Raw genomic sequence first — 19,404 nt, forward strand, 5'->3', positions numbered from 1 at the left:
TGAACACCGTCACAGTTCCACCTTATTGGCACTGTGTCAATAGGCGATATGTGCGGTTACCACTCGAATGGATCGGCGAAATGGATTGTCTGGCTAACGGTCTCGGGCGTCGTCCAGGGAGCGCACCGTACCGAGGACGGTGACGAGCACATCGGTCAACAGAATCTCGACCTGTTCGCGCGTCAGAGTGCCGCGCACCAACCATTCGCGGCCCGCCGCCTTGACCATGCCGCCGAACGCACGGACCGCAGAGGTCGCAACTCGCCGGTCACCGCCTCGGCCCTCGAATGCCGTTGCGTCGAGCACGCGTTCGGCAGCAAGATCGTCGGCCTCGTCGAGAATGCCCGCCACCTGCTCGTCGACGCCCGATCCGCTCGCCACCGACACCCACGCCGCGCCGTGTGTCTCGATCACCCCCACCAGCCAGTGCACACTGCCACGGGCCCGCTCCTCGAGCGAGCCCGTGGGCAGATGCACGTCTTCGATCGGCGGCACGGTGACCAGGAAGCGAACGCTCTCGAGGTACAGATCGCGTTTGCTGCCGATGTAGTGGTGAATGAGCCCGCGGGCGACGCCGGCCGAGGCAGCGACGTCCGACATCGACACCTCGGCGTAGGGCTTGTCACCGAACAAGCGAACAGCGCTCGCCAGAATCTGCGTTCGTCGCTCGTCCGGTTCCAGTCGATTCCACTTGGGTGTACTTGCAGCCGGCATGGTTGTCATGATTGCACCGAACCGACTCCGCCAGTCGTCAGAGGTACCGCTCGGTGCGTGAGCGCAGTGACCTCGGTACGACGAACCGATCGCCGTACCGTGCCCGCAGTCGGTCGGCCCGCTCGACGAATCCCTGAAGGCCGCCGTCGAACTGATTGACGAACTGCAGCACACCACCGGTCCACGCGGGGTAGCCGATGCCGAGGATGGAGCCGATGTTCGCGTCGGCGACGGTCCGCAGGACACCTTCGTCGAGGCACGCGATCGAGTCGAGCGACTGCGCGACCAGCATGCGATCCATCATGTCCTCGAACGGAATTCCGTGATCAGGGCGGTGATAGTGCTCCACCAGACCCGGCCACAATCCGGCCTTGGTGCCGTCCTCGGCGTACTCGTAGAAGCCACGCCCGGCCTTGCGGCCGGGGCGGTCGAACTCGTCGACCAGGCGATCGACCAGGGCGTACGAGTTCGAGACGATCCACGGTCGACCGTCGGCGCGCGCGGCCTCGGCCATGCCCTCGCGGATGTGCCGAGACAGGGTCAACGAAATCTCGTCCATCAGGGCCAGCGCACCGGACGGGTAGCCGGCCTGGAGAGCCGCCTGTTCGACGGTGGCCGGATGCACGCCCTCGGCGACCAGCGATATCGCCTCGTCCATGAACCGGCCGATGACGCGGGTGGTGAAGAAGCCGTGACTGTCTCCGACGACGATCGGAGTCTTGCCGATCAAGCGAACGAAGTCGAACGCGCGGGCCAGCGCGGAGTCGCTGGTGTGTTCTCCCACAACGATTTCCACCAACGGAATCTTGTCCACCGGGGAGAAGAAGTGCGTGCCGATGAAGTCCGAGGTGCGCGAGACTCCCGCCGACAGTTCGGTGATGGGCAGGGTCGAGGTGTTCGAGCACAGCAGTGCGTCGGCGGTCAGATACTTGTCGACCGCCTCGAAAGCACTCTGCTTGACGGCGGGATCCTCGAACACGGCCTCGACGACCAGATCGCAACCCTCGGCATCGGCCGCGTCGGAACTGGGCGTGATGAGCGCGAGCACCGCATCGGCGTCGGCCTGGGTCTTGCGTCCCTTTGCGACGGCCTTGCCGAGAATCGAACGCGCGTAATCCTTACCGCGTTCGGCGGATTCCATCGAGACATCGCGCAGCACAACGGGAACCCCGGCCGAGGCGACGACGTAGGCGATGGCTGCACCCATCATTCCCGCACCGATCACCAGCACCTTCTCGGGTACCCGGTGCGGTTCGGCGCTCGGACGAGAGCCACCCTTGTTGATCGATCCGAGGTCGAAGAACATCGATTGGATCAGATTGCCCGAGACCGCTCCGCAGGCGAGCGAGGTGCAATGCCGGGTTTCCACCAGCGATGCCGACTCGAAGTCGAGCACCGACCCTTCCACGGCCGCAGCAACCACCGCGATCGGAGCGGGCATCGGTGCACCCTTGACCTGCTTGCGTACCGTTGCCGCGAAGGCAGGCAGCTGCGCAGCCAATGCGGGTGAGGCCGCGGTGCCGCCGGGGATCTTGAATCCTTTCCTGTCCCAGGGCTGTAGCGCGTCGGGATTGGCGACTATCCAGGCACGTGCGTTCGCCATCATCTGCTCGTGGGTGTCGACGACCTCGTCGACGAGGCCGAGTTCGAGGGCCTGCGCCGGCCGATACCGCTGGCCCTGGCCCACCACCTGCGTCAGAGCCTCGACGATGCCGAACATTCGAACCGTTCGGGTGACGCCGCCGGTGCCGGGTAGTAGACCGAGCGTCACCTCGGGTAGTCCGAATCGAGAATTGTTTCTGCTCAGCGCGATTCGATGATGGCACGCCAGCGCGATCTCGAAGCCGCCGCCGAGTGCGGTGCCGCCGAGCGCAGCCACCACGGGCTTGCCCAGCGTCTCGAGCCGGCGAAACTTGTCCTTGGTGAAGTCGAGGGCGTCGGCAATGGCCTTGTGGTCGTTGGGTCCTGCGTCGCGCAGCAGTTCGAGGTCGCCACCGGAGAAAAACGAATCCTTCCCCGAGGTGACGATGATGCCGTCGTAGTCATCGACGTTGGCTTCGAGCCAGTCGACGGTCTGTCCGAGCGATTCGCCGAACGCGGTGTTCATCGTGTTGGTGGACTGCGTCGGGTCGTCGATCGTCAGCACGAGTACGCGGTCGGTGCCGATCTCGCCGGTGATCGTGGAAGTCTGCAGAGCAGTTGCAGTGGTCATCGAGGTCCTCGGGTCGTTGTTCTCTCTCGTGATGGTCACAGGCGCTCGATGATGGTGGCGACGCCCATTCCGGCACCGATGCAGAGCGTGATCAGTGCGTAGCGCTCACCCCGGCGCTCGAGTTCGTCGAGGGCCATTCCGGTGAGCATCGCGCCCGTTGCGCCCAGTGGGTGGCCCATGGCGATCGCGCCACCGTTGACGTTGATGCGCTCGTGGTCGATGTCCAGCTTCTTCGCGTAATTGAGCACTACCGAAGCGAATGCCTCGTTGACCTCGAACACCGCGATGTCGTCGAGAGTGAGCCCCGCCGCGGCCAGCACCTTGTGCGTGGCCGGAACCGGACCGGTGAGCATCAGCGTTGGATCCGATCCGGCGACGACACCGGCCACCACGCGTCCGCGTGGAGTCAATCCGCCTGCGCGACCGGCCTCTTCGGAGCCGATCAGAACCATCGCGGTGCCGTCGACGATGCCGGACGAGTTGCCTGCGTGGTGGACGTGATCGATGCGCTCGACCTCGGTGTACTTCTGCATCGCGACGGCGTCGAACCCGGCGAGCGTGCCCATCCGGGCGAACGACGGCTTCAGTGCAGCGAGATCGGCCGTGGTCGTCTCGGGTCGCATGATTTCGTCGTGATCGAGCATCAGCCGGCCGTTCGCGTCGAAGACCGGGATGACCGACTTCTCGAAGTGGCCCATCGACCAGGCGTGCGCCGCGCGCTGCTGACTGCGCACTGCGAAGGCGTCGACCTCGGCGCGGTCGAACCCTTCGATCGTTGCGATGAGGTCCGCACTGACTCCCTGCGGAACGAAGTAGCTGCCGTAGTTGGTCAGCGGGTCGCACGGCCATGCGCCGCCGTCCGCTCCGAGTGGGACACGAGACATCGATTCGACGCCACCGGCGACGATGAGCTGATCCCATCCGGACCGAACACGTTGCGCCGCAGTGTTGACGGCCTCCAATCCCGATCCGCAGAAGTGGTTGAGCTGAACGCCGGCGACACTGTCCGGCAGGCCGGCAACCATCGCAACGGTTCGGGCGATATCGCAGCCTTGATCGCCGACGGGGGTCACGACTCCGAGTACGACGTCGTCGATCAGGGCCGGATCGAGCTGCGAGTGTCGAGAGAGCAACGTGGACAACGTGTTCGCAGCCAGATCGACCGGTTTGATGGTGTGCAGTGAGCCGGAGCTCTTACCGCGGCCACGTGGGCTGCGCACTGCGTCGTAGAGGAACGCCTCCATGGTGGTGCCTTTCTGGGGCAACAAGATTGCCGAGTTCTACAGGGAGCGGGAGATGAGGTCTTTCATGACTTCGTTGGCACCGGCGTAGATGCGCGCGATGCGGCCGTCGACGAACATGCGGGCGATGGGGTATTCCTCCATGTAGCCGTAGCCACCGAAGAGCTGCAGGCAACGGTCGACCACCTCGAACTGTCGGTCGGTGGTCCAGTACTTGACCATTGCTGCCGTGGTGACGTCGAGGCTGCCCGAGATGTGCTGTGCCATTGCGTCGTCGACGAAGGTGCGGACGACGCGGCCGATCGTTGCACATTCGGCGAGCTCGAATTTGGTGTTCTGCAGATCGAACAGTGTCTTGCTGAAAGCGCTGCGCGACTTCGTGTATTCGACGGTCTGCGCGACGGCGGCATCGATCATCGCGGCGGCGGCGATGCCGCAGATCAGGCGTTCCTGGGGGAGTTGCTGCATCAACTGCGCGAAGCCGCGACCTTCTGCTTCGCCCAGCAGGTTCGCGGCGGGGATGCGGAGCCCGTCGAAGGTGAGTTCGGCTGTGTCCTGGCCCTTCTGGCCGATCTTGTGCAGCACGCGTCCGCGGTGGAAACCTGCGGTGTCGTCGGAGACCTCGGCGACGAGCAGTGACAGTCCCCGGGCCCCCGCGGACGGATCGGTCTTGGCGGCGATGATGATCAGATCGCAGTGAGCTCCGTTGGAGATGAACGTCTTTCCGCCGGTCACGACGTAGTCGTCGCCGTCACGCACCGCGCGGGTGGTGATGCCCTGTAGATCCGAGCCGGTGCCCGGTTCGGTCATGGCGATGGCACCGATCCACTCTCCCGAGCACAGCTTCGGCAGCCACTGCTGCTTCTTCTCCTCGGAGGCGTAGGCCAGGAGGTAGTGCGGAACGATGCCGCTGTGCACGCCGAGCTGCATGGCCGAGTCGCCGGAGCGCACCTGCTCCTCGAACAGCACCGCCTCGTGGCGGAAGTCGCCGCCGCCTCCGCCGTATTGCTCGGGTACCGACATGCCGAGCAGTCCGAGGCTGCCTGCGGTTCGGTAGACCTCGCGGCTGGGGCGCCCGGCTGCCGCAAATTCCTCGCGGTGCGGCGCGACCTCCTTCTCGAAGAATCCTCGGGCGAGCTGTCGCACGTCGGCGAGCTCGGTGGCGAGGTCGTCACTGGTGCGGTCTGCGAGTGCAGTCATGGTGGGTCCTTGGCTCGAAGCGCAACCGTGGTTTATTGGCGCTGTGCCAATAATGATGGCGCGACGGTGCCGTGGATGTCAACCAATGGTGCTCTCCACCCTGCCCAACTCGAAGTTGTGGACGAATTCGGGCCCGAATTCGTCCCTGCCTTCGAGCTCGGCGGGCGGTCGCTTCTCGAGTTCTCTAGCTGTCGACCGAGCGCAGTAGCGCCACGTCCGAGACGAGTCGGATGTGGTCGGCCATCGCCCGTCCGGCCTCGGCCGGATCCTGCCTGCGCACGGCCTCGGCGATGCGTCGATGATGCTCGAGCGAGGCCTGAGGGCGGTTGGACTGCGACAGTGATTCGATGCGCGTCTCGCGAATGAGGCCGGCGATTTCCCCCATGAGCCTGGCGAGCAACGGTGAGTGCGCCGCCTCGGTGATCGCGTGATGGAACAACTCGTCGCCCGAGTCGCCTCGATTGCCGTCGGTGATCTCGGTGGCCATCACGGATACGGCGTGGTCGATCGCCGCCATTTCGTCGTCGCTGCGACGCGTCGCGGCCAGTTCGGCGAGTTTCACCTCGAGTGCCTCGCGGGCCTCGATCACCTCGGGTAGCCGGTCTGCGTGCTCGCGCAGAGCGCGAATCGCCATGTCTCCTACGGGTCGTCGCACGAGCACTGCGCCGTCGCCGTGCCGGACCGACAGGATGCCCTGCACTTCGAGGGCGACGAGGGCCTGGCTCAGGGATGCTCGGCTGACCCCGAGGTGGCCGGCCAGCTCACGCTCCGGCGGGAGTCGATCGCCAGGGTTCATCTCGCGGTCGGCGATGTGCTTGCACAGCTGTTCGACGATGACCTCGTACAGCCGCGGTCGGGTCACGGGGCGAATTTGCTCAGCCACTGTGTCACTCGCTCTCTGTTCCTCTGGGCCTTCACCCTAGCCGTCCAGGTCAAGGTAACGGCGGACACATTGGGTCTTGACAAGTGATCCACTTCACTGGTTGAGTCCCTATTGACTCAGTGGCCAGTCCAATTAGCCACTGAAGATCTCGGGCAACCGCTCGAGTGATTATTCGAGACGGACCGGAGACCTTCGATGTCGACCGAGTTGATCCCCATCCTTGCGCTCGTCGTCATGTTCCTCGCCGCAACCGTGTTCCCCGTGAACATGGGCGCGTTGGGGTTCGTGGCGGCGTTCTTCGTCGGAACACTTGCCGTGGGCATGGGTGCCGACGACATCATTGCAGGCTTCCCGAGCAGTCTCTTCCTCACGCTCGTCGGCATCACCTACCTGTTCGCCATCGCGCAGAACAACGGCACGGTCGACCTCCTGGTCCGCGGAGCCGTTCGACTCGTCGGAGGCCGGGTGGCACTCATCCCCTGGGTGATGTTCGGTATCACCGGTGTCCTGACCTCGATCGGTGCGCTCGGGCCTGCTGCGGTGGCCATCGTTGCCCCGATCGCCCTCGGTTTCGCCGCGCGCTACAAGATCAACGCCCTGCTCATGGGCATGATGGTCATCCACGGCGCGCAGGCAGGTGGATTCTCGCCCATCAGCATCTACGGCGTCACGGTCAACAACATCGCCGCCGACGCAGGGTTGGTCAACAGCCCGCTCACGCTCTTCCTCGGCAGCATGCTCTTCAATGCCGCGATCGGTGCAGCGCTCTTCATGTTCCTCGGTGGCCGCTCCCTCATCGGACGCAGTGTGCACGACGAGGACGGCACGCGTCCCGACGGTGACACCGGCGGAGTCGGTGGTTCGGGTTCGCGAACGGTCATGCGCGGTTTCGGGGCGTCGACGCCTCGTCCGTCCGGTCAGACGGTCACCGTCGAGAACGCACCGCCTCTTGCCACAGCGGTCAAGGCCATCACCTTCGATCAGATTCTCACGCTCGTCGGCCTGGCTTCGCTTGCGCTGTTCGCCCTCGTGCTCGATCTCGACGTCGGATTCATCGCGATGACGGTGGCCGTGGTCCTCGCTCTCGCATCGCCCAAGGCGCAGAAGGGCGCGATCAACCAGATCAGCTGGTCGACGGTGCTGCTCATCGGTGGCGTGCTCACGTTCGTCGGGGTGCTGCAGGAAGCAGGAACCGTCGAATACGTCGGCGACGCGGTTGCCGGAATCGGAATCCCACTGCTCGTGGCACTGCTGCTCTGCTACATCGGAGCCATCGTCTCGGCGTTCGCCTCGTCCACTGCGATCCTCGGCGTCACCATTCCGCTGGCCGTTCCGTTCCTGCTCGCCGGTGAAGTAGGAGCCATCGGAGTCATCGTGGCTCTGTCCATCGCATCGACCATCGTCGACGTCAGCCCGTTCTCCACCAACGGAGCCCTGGTGCTCGCCAATGCTCAGGACATCGACCGTGATGTCTTCTACAAGCAGATCCTCAAATACAGCGCCCTGGTCGTGATCATCGGCCCGCTGATTGCCTGGGGATTGCTGGTCGTACCCGGCTGGCTGTAGCGGTACCGCAGCCCGAAGCAAGCGCTCGATGATGGCGGCACGTGTGTTCGACGTGCCGCCATCACGCGTCTGAGCTGGGTAAAGGCACTCAAATCGGTACTTGACTTCTCTTCGGATCGCTGGTCCAATTGAATTGGATAGGCCACTGGCCCAATAATCCAATCCTCCAGGGTTCAGCTCGCACCCCGCTTCGACGCAAAGGATCACTTCGATGCCCCTCAACACGACAGGCAGAACCGGACCGCTCGAAGGCACCGTGGTGGTCGATCTGACCCGCGCCCTGGCCGGCCCGCACGCGGCGATGATGCTCGGCGACCTCGGCGCAGACATCATCAAGGTCGAGACCCCCAAGGGCGGCGACGACACCCGAGTCTGGGGTCCTCCCTTCGTCACTCCGCGTGACGCCGAGCGTGAGTCGACGTATTTCCTCTCGGCCAACCGCAACAAGCGGTCCATCGCACTCGACCTGAAGACCGACGAGGGCCGAGAAGCGTTGGAGCACATGATCGAACGAGCGGACGTCCTGCTCGAGAACTTCCGCACCGGTGTTCTCGACCGACTCGGCTTCTCGCCCGAGCGGATCGCCGAGATCAACCCGCGAACAGTGGTGCTGTCCATCAGTGGGTTCGGCCACGACGGCCCCGAGGGTGGCCGCTCCGGATACGACCAGATCGCCCAGGGTGAGGCCGGGCTGATGTCGTTCACCGGCTCGAGCCCCGACGACGTCCAGCGTGTCGGCGTTCCCATCGCAGACCTGCTCGCCGGAATGTACGGAGCCTTCGGGGTTCTCGCCGCTCTGCGCGAGCGGGACCGCACCGGCCGCGGCAAGGTGGTTCGGACGTCGCTGCTCGCCAGCGTCGTCGGAGTACATGCATTCCAGGGCACCAAATGGACGGTCGCCGGCGAGATCGGTAAGGCTCAGGGCAACCACCATCCGTCGATCTGCCCGTACGGCCTGTTCCCGACCTCGGATGGTGCCGTGCAGATCTCGGTCGGTAGCGAGGGACTGTGGCACCGGTTCTGTGAGGGCTTCGGTATCGACCCCGACCTCGAGGGCATGGCCACCAACCCCCAGCGCGTGGACAGTCGCGACGACGTCATCGAACTCGTCTCGAAGATCTTCCGCACCTACGAGACCGAGCCGCTGCTGACTCTGCTCGACGAAATCGGTGTTCCCGCAGGAAAAGTGCGCAATATCCAAGAGGTCTACGAGTGGGAGCAGACCAAGTCCCAGGGCCTTCTCGTCGACGTCGAGCATGCGACGCTCGGCAAGGTCACTCTTCCCGGGCCGCCCCTGCGATTCTTCGAATCCGACGGCACCGAGGTCACCGAAACCAATCACCTGGCACCGCCGGTACTGGGTGCCGACGACGAACTCGTCCGCGACTGGCTGAAAGAAGCGATCCGATGACCAGAATGACCGCCCTCGAACTTCTCGATCTCGTCATCGATGCCGACAGTTTCGATTCCTGGGATACCCCGACCGCGGACTACGTCGTCGACGACGAGTACGCGAGCGAACTCGCCGCGGCCCGCAAGAAGACCGGATTGGACGAGTCCGTACTCACCGGCTCCGCCACCATCCGCGGCCGCAAGGTGGCCATTCTGCTCGGGGAGTTCGCCTTCCTGGCCGGCTCGATCGGTGTTGCGGCGGGCGAGCGGCTGGTCAACGCGGTGCACCGGTCGACCGACGAGCGGCTGCCGCTGCTGGCGCTGCCGACCTCCGGCGGAACCCGCATGCAGGAGGGCACCGTCGCCTTCCTGCAGATGGTCAAGATCACCGCGGCGATCACCGCACACAAGGCGGCGAACCTGCCGTACATCGTCTACCTGCGCCACCCCACCACCGGCGGAGTCTTCGCGTCCTGGGGATCGCTCGGCCACGTCACCGTCGCCGAGCCAGGTGCCCTCGTCGGGTTCCTCGGCCCCCGCGTCTACGAGGCGCTCTACGACGCGAAGTTCCCCACGGGCGTACAGACGTCGGAGAACCTCCAGGCCCACGGGCTCATCGACGCCATCCGCCCGCCCGAGCAGCTCGGCGAAATCGTCGATCGGGCGCTGCGCATCATGACCGACATCCCGTCGTGCCGGCCACGCACCGTCGAAGCGCTGGAGTGGAAGATCGAAGACGTGCCCGCGTGGACGTCGATCCTGGCCTCACGTAGGAGCGATCGTCCCGGCGTCCGCGAGTTGCTGTTCAGTACCGCAGCAGACGTGTTGCCGCTCAACGGAACCGGTCAGGGCGAGTCCGATCCGGGACTGATTCTTGCGCTCGTTCGATTCGGCGCCATGCCCTGTGTTCTGCTCGGTCAGGACCGACGCGGTCAGACGACCAAGACCCCGCTCGGCCCCGCAGCGCTACGCGAGGCCCGACGCGGAATGCGTTTGGCACAAGATCTGAAGCTGCCACTCGTCACCGTCATCGATACCGCTGGTGCCGCGCTGTCGAAGGAGGCCGAGGAGGGTGGCCTGGCCGGCGAGATCGCGCGATGCATCGCAGATATGGTCGATCTCGAAACGCCCACGCTGTCATTGCTTTTGGGTCAGGGAACCGGCGGCGGCGCGCTCGCTCTGGTGCCCGCGGACCGTGTTCTCGCGGCTCAGCATGCGTGGTTGTCTCCGTTACCGCCCGAGGGTGCGTCGGCCATCGTGCATCGCGATACGACTCACGCCGCCGAGATGGCCACCAAGCAGGGAGTTCGCTCCCTCGATCTCTACCGCGCAGGCGTTGTCGACATCATCATTCCCGAATTGCCCGACGCAGCAGACGAATCGCAGCAGTTCTGCGACCGAGTGGGTGCGGTGCTGCACCGTGAGCTCGCCGACCTGATTGCCCAGGATCCATCGATGCGGATGATCGCCCGGGAAAAGCGTTTCAACCGAATCGGTTTCGCGGCTACTGCCTCAGCCTGAAAACCCGCCCGGAACGATCACCCTTCACGAAACGAGACAACCATGACTGCCACGATCGCCGAGTCGAACTCGAAGGTTCCCGAGGATTTCGTCTCCGGTCTCGAAGGTGTCGTCGCGTTCACCTCCGACATCGCCGAACCCGACAAGGACGGCGGCGCACTGCGCTACCGCGGCGTCGACATCGAAGAACTCGTCGCCCAGAACGTCACCTTCGGCGACGTCTGGGCCCTGCTCGTCGACGGCGCATTCGGCCGCGGACTCCCACCCGCCGAACCCTTCCCCCTGCCGATCCACACCGGCGACGTCCGCGTCGACGTCCAAGCCGGCCTGGCGATGCTCGCACCCATCTGGGGCTACCAACCCCTGCTCGACATCGACGACACCACCGCCCGCGACAACCTCGCCCGCGCCTCGGTGATGGCCCTGTCCTACGTCGCCCAATCCGCCCGCGGCATCTACCAGCCCGCAATACCGCAGACCCGCATCGACCAGGCCGCGACCGTCACCGAACGATTCATGGTCCGCTGGAAAGGCGAACCCGACCCCGCTCACGTCGCTGCCATCGACGCCTACTGGGTCTCGGCCGCCGAACACGGCATGAACGCCTCCACCTTCACCGCCCGCGTCATCGCCTCCACCGGAGCCGACGTCGCCGCCTGCCTGTCCGGTGCCATCGGCGCGATGTCCGGGCCCCTGCACGGCGGCGCACCCGCCCGCGTCCTGCCGATGATCGAACAAGTCGAAAAGACCGGTGACGCGCGCGCGTTGATCACCGGCATCCTGGACCGCAAAGAAAAGCTCATGGGCTTCGGGCACCGCGTCTACCGCGCCGAGGACCCCCGCGCCCGCGTGCTGCGCGCCACCGCCAAGAGACTGAACGCACCGCGCTACGAGGTCGCTGCCGCACTCGAACAAGCCGCACTGACCGAACTGCGCGAACGCCGCCCCGACCGCGCCATCGAGACCAACGTCGAATTCTGGGCCGCGGTGATCCTCGACTTCGCCGAGGTGCCCGCGCACATGATGCCCGCGATGTTCACCTGCGGACGTACCGCAGGCTGGTGCGCACACATCCTCGAACAGAAGCGCCTGGGCAAGCTCGTCCGACCGGCCGCCCTCTACACCGGCCCCGAACCCCGCACCCCCGAGTCCGTCGACGGCTGGGTGGCGCGAAACCCGTCCTGAGCGGGAAGTTGGTGGTGTGGCGCTATCGTCGTGCTGATGGCTGGGAACGTGCGGAATCCCGGGTCCTCTGTGGCCTCGCGACTGTTGGCGTTGCTGGCCGTGTTCGACGAGAAGACCCCTGCGCTGACACTGACCGAACTGGCCGAGGGTGCCGATCTGCCCGTTGCCACCGCGCATCGTCTGGTGCGTGAACTGGTCGATTGGGGCGCGCTCGTCCGCGGCGACGACGGCCGCTACGTGGTGGGACGCCGACTGTGGACGTTGGGATTGCTGGCGCGGGATCAAGCCGATCTGCGAGAGGTCGCCTCGCCGTTTCTGCACGACATCTACGGCGCGACCCTCGCCACGGTGCATCTGGCCATCCGCGACGGCGACGAAGTGCTCTATCTCGACAGGTTGGCCGGACACGCGTCGGTACCAGCGGTCAGCCGGGTCGGAGCTCGCCTGCCTCTGTATGCGACCGGAGTCGGCAAGGTGTTGTTGGCCTACGCCCCACGCGAGGTGCACGATCGCGTGCTGAGGAACCTGGCCCGCATCACCCCGTACACCGTCACTCATCCGGGGAAGTTGGACGTCGAACTACGCCGAGTGCATCGTGAGGGGTATGCGCAGACGGTCGAGGAGATGACGTTGGGGGCGTGTTCGGTGGCCGTACCGGTCCGCGGCGAGGGCGAGAGTGTGGTGGCTGCGCTGGGCATCGTGGTTCCGAGCATCGGCCGTGATCGAGCCAGAATGGTTGCCGCTCTGCAGGTTGCCGCCCGAGGAATCGAGAGAAGCCTGCGGGGGTGAGAGGCAGGTTTTCACTGAGTGGAAACACCGCCTTGTTCGCGGCCAGAACGCGCGGTGTACTCGACTCATGCGTACACAGGTCGCCATCATCGGTGCAGGGCCCGCGGGTCTGCTGCTGTCCCACCTGCTCGGGGAGCAGGGAATCGACTCCGTTCTGATGGAGTCGCGCACACAGGAATACGTGCTCTCCCGAATTCGCGCCGGCATTCTCGAACATTCGACGGTCCAGTTGCTCGACGACCACGGCCTCGGTGAACGGTTGCATCGCGAAGGCCACGAGCACCGCGGAATCTACCTGCAGTGGCCGGAAGAGCGGCACCACATCGACTTTCGCACCCTCGTCGATCGAAGCGTATGGGTGTACGGGCAGACCGAGGTGACCAAGGACCTCGTCGCCGCGCGCGAGAAGGCCGGTCAGCAGATCTTCTACGACGTCTCCGATACCGCGTTGCACGACGTCGAGTCCGACGCACCGTTCGTGACGTTCACCGACGCGTCGGGAACATCGATGCGGATCGACGCCGACGTCATCGCCGGCTGCGACGGTTCCTTCGGGCCGAGTCGCGCAGCGATGCCGGATTCGGTGCGCAACACCTGGGAACGGGTGTATCCGTACTCCTGGCTCGGCGTCCTGGCCGACGTCGCGCCGTCGACGGACGAGCTGATCTACGCCTGGCATCAGGACGGATTCGCGATGCACTCCATGCGATCGTCGACGGTCAGCCGGCTGTATCTGCAGGTGCCCAACGGTACCGATATCGACACGTGGTCCGACGATCGAATCTGGGATGCGTTGGCCACCAGGCTCGGTCACGGCCAGGACGGGTGGACGCTGAACCCGGGGCCGATTACCGAGAAGAGTGTGCTGCCGATGCGTAGTTACGTGCAGACCCCGATGCGACACGGGAATCTGTTCCTCGCCGGAGACGCCGCGCACATCGTTCCGCCCACGGGCGCAAAGGGTCTCAACCTCGCGGTGGCGGATGTGGCAATGCTTGCGCCTGCATTGGCGGCATTGCTGAAACAGGGCGACGCCGACAAAGCGAATGCCTACAGCGACACCGCCCTTCGTCGCGTCTGGCGCTGCACGCACTTCTCCTGGTGGATGACGACGATGCTGCATACCGGCGACGACCCCTTCGATGCGCAACTGCAACTCTCGCAATTGAAGTGGGTGGCCTCCAGCGAAGCGGGTGCGATGGGACTGGCCGAGAACTACGCCGGATTACCGATCGGATTCTGACCCCTTTGGCGGGAAACTCACTTGCGACGATCCAGGGCGTAGGTGACCGCGACACCGGCGACCAATCCCCAGAACGGAGCACCGAGGCCTCCGACGTCGGTGCCGGAGATGGTGACCAGCAGGGTGATCAGGGGCGCGAGCACCGGGCGACCGGTCGGGTCGGAGAATGCAGCCGTGAATGCACCGCGCAGTGCTTCGAGCATGGCGAGGCCTGCAAGTGCGGCGATGAATGTTGCGGGTACCACGGCCAGGCCACGCACCAGTAGCGGAGCGAGCACACCCACCACGATGGCCAAAGCGCCGCAGGTGATTCCGGCGATGTACTGCCGCGACCGTTCGCCGACGGCAACGAGCAGCGCGTTGGTCGGGCCGGCAAGACATGTCGACACCGCACCCAGCGGAGCCACCAGAAGTGACCAGACGCCGCAGGCGATGGTGACGACGGTCATCGGGGGCCGATGGCCCGCAGAGTTCAGGACGGCAGCGCCCTGACCGTTCTGCACTGCGACCACGGTGATGGCAAGCGGTATGACCAACTGCGCCATTGCTGCCCCACTGAACGAGGGCGCAACGAGTTCGGGCAGACCGATCAGGGGTAGTTCTGCTGCGGGGCCGCTCACCCGGATATAGCCGCCGGTGACCGCAAGAGCGGCGAGACCGGCGACCAATGCCGCGAGCACCGGGGGTATTCGTTTCGACCACGTATCGGATCGCGTCAGGGCCAACCACGCCGCGACCATGCTGCCTGCGACGAGCACGTGGGACGAAACAGACTGCACGAGTCCGGTTCCGAACGACAGGAATGCGCCGGCCACCATCGCCATCACCACGCTGTGCGGTAGAAACGCCATCAGCTTCGAGACGACGCCGGTGGCCCCGAGCACGATGATGAGAACCCCGGTCGCGAGATACGCCCCGACGACTTCCGGCCAGGTCAGCGAGGCCAACGACTGACCGACCAGAACGGTGCCCGGAATGGTCCAGAAGAAGCTCAGCGGCATCCGGTAGGCCCAGCTCGCCACCACGGTCAGGATGCCGTTGAGCACAAACACCCCGAACACCCATGACGCCGTCTGCGCGGCGGTGAGCGAACCGGCTGTCGCGGCACCGATGATGACCGCAACGGGCCCGGTCGCGCTGAACAGAACACCGGTTGCACCCGCGCCGACGTACTGCCCGCCGAAGTCGGCGCGCAGAGCACGCAGACCGGGCGGGCGACGGTCGGGCAGTTCGTTCGAGGTGAGACGCTCGAAAATGTCGGTCATTCAGCCACTTTCACTGGCTCGCTCGGTTGTGGATCGGATCGGCGCAGGGACCGAACAGCGGGAACGGCGGTGGTGACGAGAGCTCCGAGCACGGCCACGACCGCAAAGATGTAGAACGCCGTGGACGACGCGATGCCGGCACCGAGCAAGATGCCGCCGAGCAGGGGCCCGAGGATGCCGCCGAGACGCCCGAATCCGGCGCACCATGCAACACCTGCGGCGCGGGCGGTGGTGGGGTAGTAGTTCGAGACGAATCCGTAGATCAACACCTGGGTACCGATGGCACCGATGCCTGCACCTGCCACGGCGACGAGCAGGACTCCGAGTGGGAAGTTCAGCGTCAGCAGAACCAACGACAGCGCGGCGAGACAGAACGTGACCGCAATGACGCGTTGCGGTCCGGTCCGGTCGGCGACACGGGATGCAATCAGACCGCCGACGATGGCACCGCCGTTGAGGACCAACAGGAACGACAGTGATCCCTTCGCGTTGTATCCGGCCTCGGACATGATCTGTGGCAGCCAGGTGTTGAGGCCGTAGGTCAGCAGAAGACCGGAGAAGCTCATCAGTCCGAGGAGGGCCGTCGGGCGCAGCAGTGGTTTGCGGGCCAGTGCGGCGAACCCGACGCGATCGCCGGCGACGACAGGCTCGGCCTCGGGCATCGGAATGCCGGTCCGAGCGCAGATCTGCTGCGCATCGTCGACGCGTCCGTGTGCCAGGAGCCACCGTGGGGACTCCGGCATCCGCAGCAGGGCGAGGGGGAGCAGTACGACCAACGGGAGTGCGCCGATCCAGAACAGCCCGCGCCAGCCGATCGAATCCTGCAGGGTGATCGCGGCCAGTGATGCCAGCACACCGCCGGCCGGAATGCCGCTGTAGACGATGGCATTGAACAGGTTTCGTCGTCCGGGCGGTGCGAATTCGGCAATCATGGCACCGACGGTGGCGACGAGTCCGCCGACTCCGATGCCGGTCAGGAACCGGAGAATGCCGAACATCGTGATGTTCTGCGCCAGTGCGGTTGCCGCCATCCCGACCGAGAACCAGACGATGCACGTCAACATCGTTCTGCGGCGACCTATCCGATCACCGAAGGCACCGGCTGTCAGTGCCCCGACCATGACTCCGATCAAGGCATAGGAGCCGAGTGCGCCTGCGGTTTCCGGATCCAGCGCGCCCAGCTGGGCGGAATCGGCGAGCAGAGTCGGCAGTACGGTGCCGTAGACGACGAGGTCGTAGCCGTCGAAAACAATTGCTGCAGTGGACAGTGCGACGATCCACAGCACGCTTCGGCGGTGTCGGTCGCTGGCCCAACTGGTGGTGGCGGTGGAGTCCGGTGCAGTCATCGGGGATCCTTTTCGGTCAGGGAGTACCGCAGGGAAGCTGAATCGGCGCTGACGGCCGAGCGGGTGAGACAACTGTCGCAAACTGTGTGCCGTGTCACACCAGGGCTTTGCCTAGTGCTTACCTCGACATTGCGAAACTTGTTGTGCTCCAATCATGTTGTCGAGGATTCGTCGGTCGAACGGGCAGCGGCCAATTCGGCCCTGGAACGGATGCCCATCTTGGCGTACACCCTGGTCAGGTGAAACTGAACGGTCTTGACCGACAGGAACAACTCGGCTGCTACCTCACGATTGGTCATTCCTGTGGCGACCAGGCCGGAGACAGCGTCTTCCTGCGGGGTCAGAGCATCGTGTGCGCGGTTCTTCAGAACAGCATGCACGCCACCGGCTTTGAGTTCACGGTCGCACCGTCGAACGTACGTGGTGGCACCCAGTGCGAGATAACCCTCGCGTGCCGCGCTGACGACGGCATCGGCCTCGCGCCTCTTGCCGGCCCTGCGCAGGGTCTGCCCGTAGGCGTAGTTGACTCGCGCGCGGTCGTACGTCAGGGGCAGCGGTGCCAACGAGGCGAGTGCATCCTCGAACGATGCTCGGGCAGAGTCGAGATCGCCCATCGCGCCGTGCAGCCGGCCACGAGCGCACGCCAGGCGCGCGTGTGCCGAGCGATGACCACGATCGCGCACTCTCGCCTCGTGCGGAATCAAGAATTCGTCGGCCTGCTCCAGTCGGCCCTCGACTATCAGCGCATTGGCGTACACGTCGGGCCACGCCCAGAAACCGGGCTCGGACACATCGGCGTGAGCCCACTGCTCGGTCAACGGGGCAAGGGCGCGGAGAACTCCGGCGTAGTCGGCTTGCGCCTCCGCGATGGCGGCTCGGCCGAGAGCCGCTGGCACGCGCATGATCTCGTAGTCACGAGCGCCGGAATCGCCGCGGTGTGCGCTGGTCGCAGCGGCCTCCCAGTCTCCGCGGAGTGCGTGGATCTGCGAGGCGGTCCACTGGAGCAGAGGAACGATCAATGCGGCTCCGGAACGGTCGGCCAGGTCGGAACCCGCTGCGACCAACCGCAGGGCCGCATCCCACTCGCCGGTGACGAAGTAGGTGCGCGCCAGCCAACCGTGTGCCCACAACGAGATTCGGGTCGAACCACCGAGAAAGTCGGTCGGTGCTGCGGCTTCGAGTTCGGAGCGTGCGAGATCGATGTGGTCCGTCGCGAAGTGCAACCAGCCTGCGCCCATCTGCACCCGTTGTCCGACGGCCCCGGTGCTCGCGTGGCCCCACAGATCCCGATAGCTGCTCAGTGCTTCGGCGACCCGGCCGGTGCCCGCCAGGCCGAGACCACGAATGGATTGCGCCTCCACCGCTGTTGCGTGGTCGGCTCCGACGAGTTCGACTGCGCGATCGGCCCACAGCACGAGGTTGGCACCGTCGCAGCGCGCCAGATTGTGCAGTACCTGCCGATGGCAGATGACGGCAGCGACCTCGGGCTCGTGCCGCGTCCGTACCAGCTGCCAGGCCCGGGTGAGTCGAGCTTCGGCCTCGTTGGGGCGGCCGCGCAGTATTGCCAGATAGCCGAGAACGGCATTGCGAGTCGGGGTCTCGCGCAGGCTTTCGATCTCGGCGAGGTAATCCGAGGCAGTGCGCATGTCCCCGGCACCGATCAGTGCATCCACCGCGCGAACCAGACGATCCTCGCGTGCGTGCGGTTCCTGGGTGGACCTACTCGACAGCAGGTAAAGGCGTGCTGCCGTTGCCCATTCGCCTATCCCGGCACGGGTCGCGGCCAGGGCGTCCAAGCGGTCCGACAGCAGCGGATCGGGTAGTGGCGACGCTTCGACCAGGTGCGCCAGCCGATCGGCCGGGTCGGCCTCGGCTGCGGCGGCAGCTCGATGTACCTGTGCGCGCTCGACTCTGCTCATCGTCGCGAGCACCGCGGCTCGGACCGCTGGATCGTGAACCTCGAGGATGGTCGCCGCGGAGCTGCGTCGGACGGTCACCAGTGCGAACTGTTCTGCGAGATCGACAGCAGGCCAGGGATCGTCGATGCCGGCGACCTCGCACACCGTGGTCAACGGTCGGCCGTCTTCGAGAACGGCGACGGCCGACACCAGACGTCGAGCTTCGTCCGTGCAGAGAGCGAGAGTGGTCCGAACGTCTGCCTCGACGAAGGCGGGCGCAGGGAGGTCGGGTCGAACACCCTTCCAGCTCTCGCGCGGCACCTCGTCCAGCAGCGCCAAGACGTGTCGAGGACGTCCACCGGTGTGACGTGTCAGGTGAGCAGTCGAGGACGGTGACAGGATGATCCCCTGTAGTGCGGCGAGTTCGGCAACGGCCGACACCGTCATTGCCGGTACGGCCAACGAGAGGTCGGCGGCGCGATCGAGAACCCGATGGGCCTCGATGTTGCCCTGGGGCAGTGGTTTTCGGGTACACACCACCGCCAGGCCCGCTGCTCGGTGGTGTCGGACCGCGGAGGCGAGCGCACGGAGCGAGTCCGCGTCGGCGTCCTGCGCATCGTCGATCAACAGAAGTGTCGGACGATCCGGAGGCAACGCGTCGGCGATTCGATTGCCCCACTCGACCGCGTCGGAACTGTCGGCACGGCTTCCGGGTACGAGTTGGGTGACGAGGCCGAACGGGAGCTGTGCTTCCCACGGCACCGCACCGGTGCGCTGCACTTCGGCGTCGACTGTCCGCTCCAGCTCGCGCAGAATCGACGATGCGCCGATGCCCGCCGGGCCGTTCAGCACCACAAGAGCCGATGCCGTCGCGGAGGCGTCGACCGCCCGAACCAGGACGTCCAGCAGTTCACCGCGGCCGATCAACGGTGAGGGGGACATGACGTCA

At 65.5% G+C, this 19,404-nt stretch carries 14 protein-coding genes; 6 read left to right on the top strand and 8 right to left on the bottom strand.

The window, feature by feature from the left end:
• Positions 1-93 precede the first annotated feature (93 nt).
• From CH271_RS14520 to CH271_RS14540, 5 genes are all read right to left on the bottom strand, one after another.
• On the bottom strand, positions 94-723 hold the full coding sequence (locus CH271_RS14520) for a TetR/AcrR family transcriptional regulator (protein ID WP_037187367.1): 630 nt from the start codon (positions 721-723) through the stop codon (positions 94-96).
• Between the two features lie 28 nt (positions 724-751).
• Entirely contained in the window at positions 752-2,926 is a 2,175-nt protein-coding gene (locus CH271_RS14525; RefSeq protein WP_094634112.1) for a 3-hydroxyacyl-CoA dehydrogenase NAD-binding domain-containing protein, read from the bottom strand.
• 35 nt (positions 2,927-2,961) lie between these two features.
• On the bottom strand, positions 2,962-4,170 hold the full coding sequence (locus tag CH271_RS14530; RefSeq protein ID WP_094634048.1) for an acetyl-CoA C-acetyltransferase: 1,209 nt from the start codon (positions 4,168-4,170) through the stop codon (positions 2,962-2,964).
• A gap of 36 nt (positions 4,171-4,206) precedes the next feature.
• Positions 4,207-5,367: an acyl-CoA dehydrogenase family protein gene (locus CH271_RS14535; protein WP_094634049.1), complete on the bottom strand. Its 1,161-nt coding sequence runs from the start codon at positions 5,365-5,367 to the stop codon at positions 4,207-4,209.
• A gap of 184 nt (positions 5,368-5,551) precedes the next feature.
• A complete protein-coding gene (locus CH271_RS14540) occupies positions 5,552-6,250 on the bottom strand; it encodes a FadR/GntR family transcriptional regulator (RefSeq protein WP_094634050.1) in 699 nt (232 codons plus the stop codon).
• A 195-nt stretch (positions 6,251-6,445) separates the two neighbouring features.
• On the opposite strand from CH271_RS14540, the gene CH271_RS14545 reads away from it, so the two are divergent.
• From CH271_RS14545 to CH271_RS14570, 6 genes are all read left to right on the top strand, one after another.
• Positions 6,446-7,816, top strand: a complete 1,371-nt coding sequence (locus CH271_RS14545; protein ID WP_094634051.1) for an SLC13 family permease — start codon at positions 6,446-6,448, stop codon at positions 7,814-7,816.
• Between the two features lie 211 nt (positions 7,817-8,027).
• Positions 8,028-9,227, top strand: coding sequence for a CaiB/BaiF CoA transferase family protein (locus CH271_RS14550; protein ID WP_037187382.1), 1,200 nt, complete (start codon positions 8,028-8,030; stop codon positions 9,225-9,227).
• Positions 9,224-10,729: a carboxyl transferase domain-containing protein gene (locus CH271_RS14555; protein WP_094634052.1), complete on the top strand. Its 1,506-nt coding sequence runs from the start codon at positions 9,224-9,226 to the stop codon at positions 10,727-10,729. Before CH271_RS14550 ends, CH271_RS14555 begins: the two co-directional genes overlap by 4 nt.
• Positions 10,730-10,771: 42 nt before the next feature.
• On the top strand, positions 10,772-11,914 hold the full coding sequence (locus tag CH271_RS14560; protein WP_094634053.1) for a citrate synthase 2: 1,143 nt from the start codon (positions 10,772-10,774) through the stop codon (positions 11,912-11,914).
• A gap of 36 nt (positions 11,915-11,950) precedes the next feature.
• Positions 11,951-12,703 carry an IclR family transcriptional regulator gene (locus CH271_RS14565; RefSeq protein ID WP_094634113.1) on the top strand — a complete coding sequence of 251 codons (753 nt, stop codon included), beginning with the start codon at positions 11,951-11,953 and terminating at the stop codon, positions 12,701-12,703.
• 67 nt (positions 12,704-12,770) lie between these two features.
• Complete coding sequence (locus tag CH271_RS14570; protein ID WP_094634054.1) at positions 12,771-13,946, top strand: 4-hydroxybenzoate 3-monooxygenase; 1,176 nt, start codon at positions 12,771-12,773, stop codon at positions 13,944-13,946.
• A gap of 17 nt (positions 13,947-13,963) precedes the next feature.
• Here CH271_RS14570 and CH271_RS14575 read toward each other — a convergent pair whose 3' ends face one another.
• The 3 genes from CH271_RS14575 to CH271_RS14585 form a co-directional block, all read right to left on the bottom strand.
• Entirely contained in the window at positions 13,964-15,211 is a 1,248-nt protein-coding gene (locus tag CH271_RS14575; RefSeq protein ID WP_094634055.1) for a benzoate/H(+) symporter BenE family transporter, read from the bottom strand.
• A complete protein-coding gene (locus CH271_RS14580; RefSeq protein ID WP_052047317.1) occupies positions 15,208-16,557 on the bottom strand; it encodes an MFS transporter in 1,350 nt (449 codons plus the stop codon). Before CH271_RS14580 ends, CH271_RS14575 begins: the two co-directional genes overlap by 4 nt.
• A 152-nt stretch (positions 16,558-16,709) precedes the next feature.
• Positions 16,710-19,397 carry a LuxR C-terminal-related transcriptional regulator gene (locus CH271_RS14585; RefSeq protein ID WP_094634114.1) on the bottom strand — a complete coding sequence of 896 codons (2,688 nt, stop codon included), beginning with the start codon at positions 19,395-19,397 and terminating at the stop codon, positions 16,710-16,712.
• Positions 19,398-19,404: the final 7 nt, after the last annotated feature.

The organism is Rhodococcus sp. 05-340-2 (assembly GCF_002258915.1).
In the GTDB taxonomy this organism is placed as follows: Bacteria; Actinomycetota; Actinomycetes; order Mycobacteriales; family Mycobacteriaceae; genus Rhodococcoides.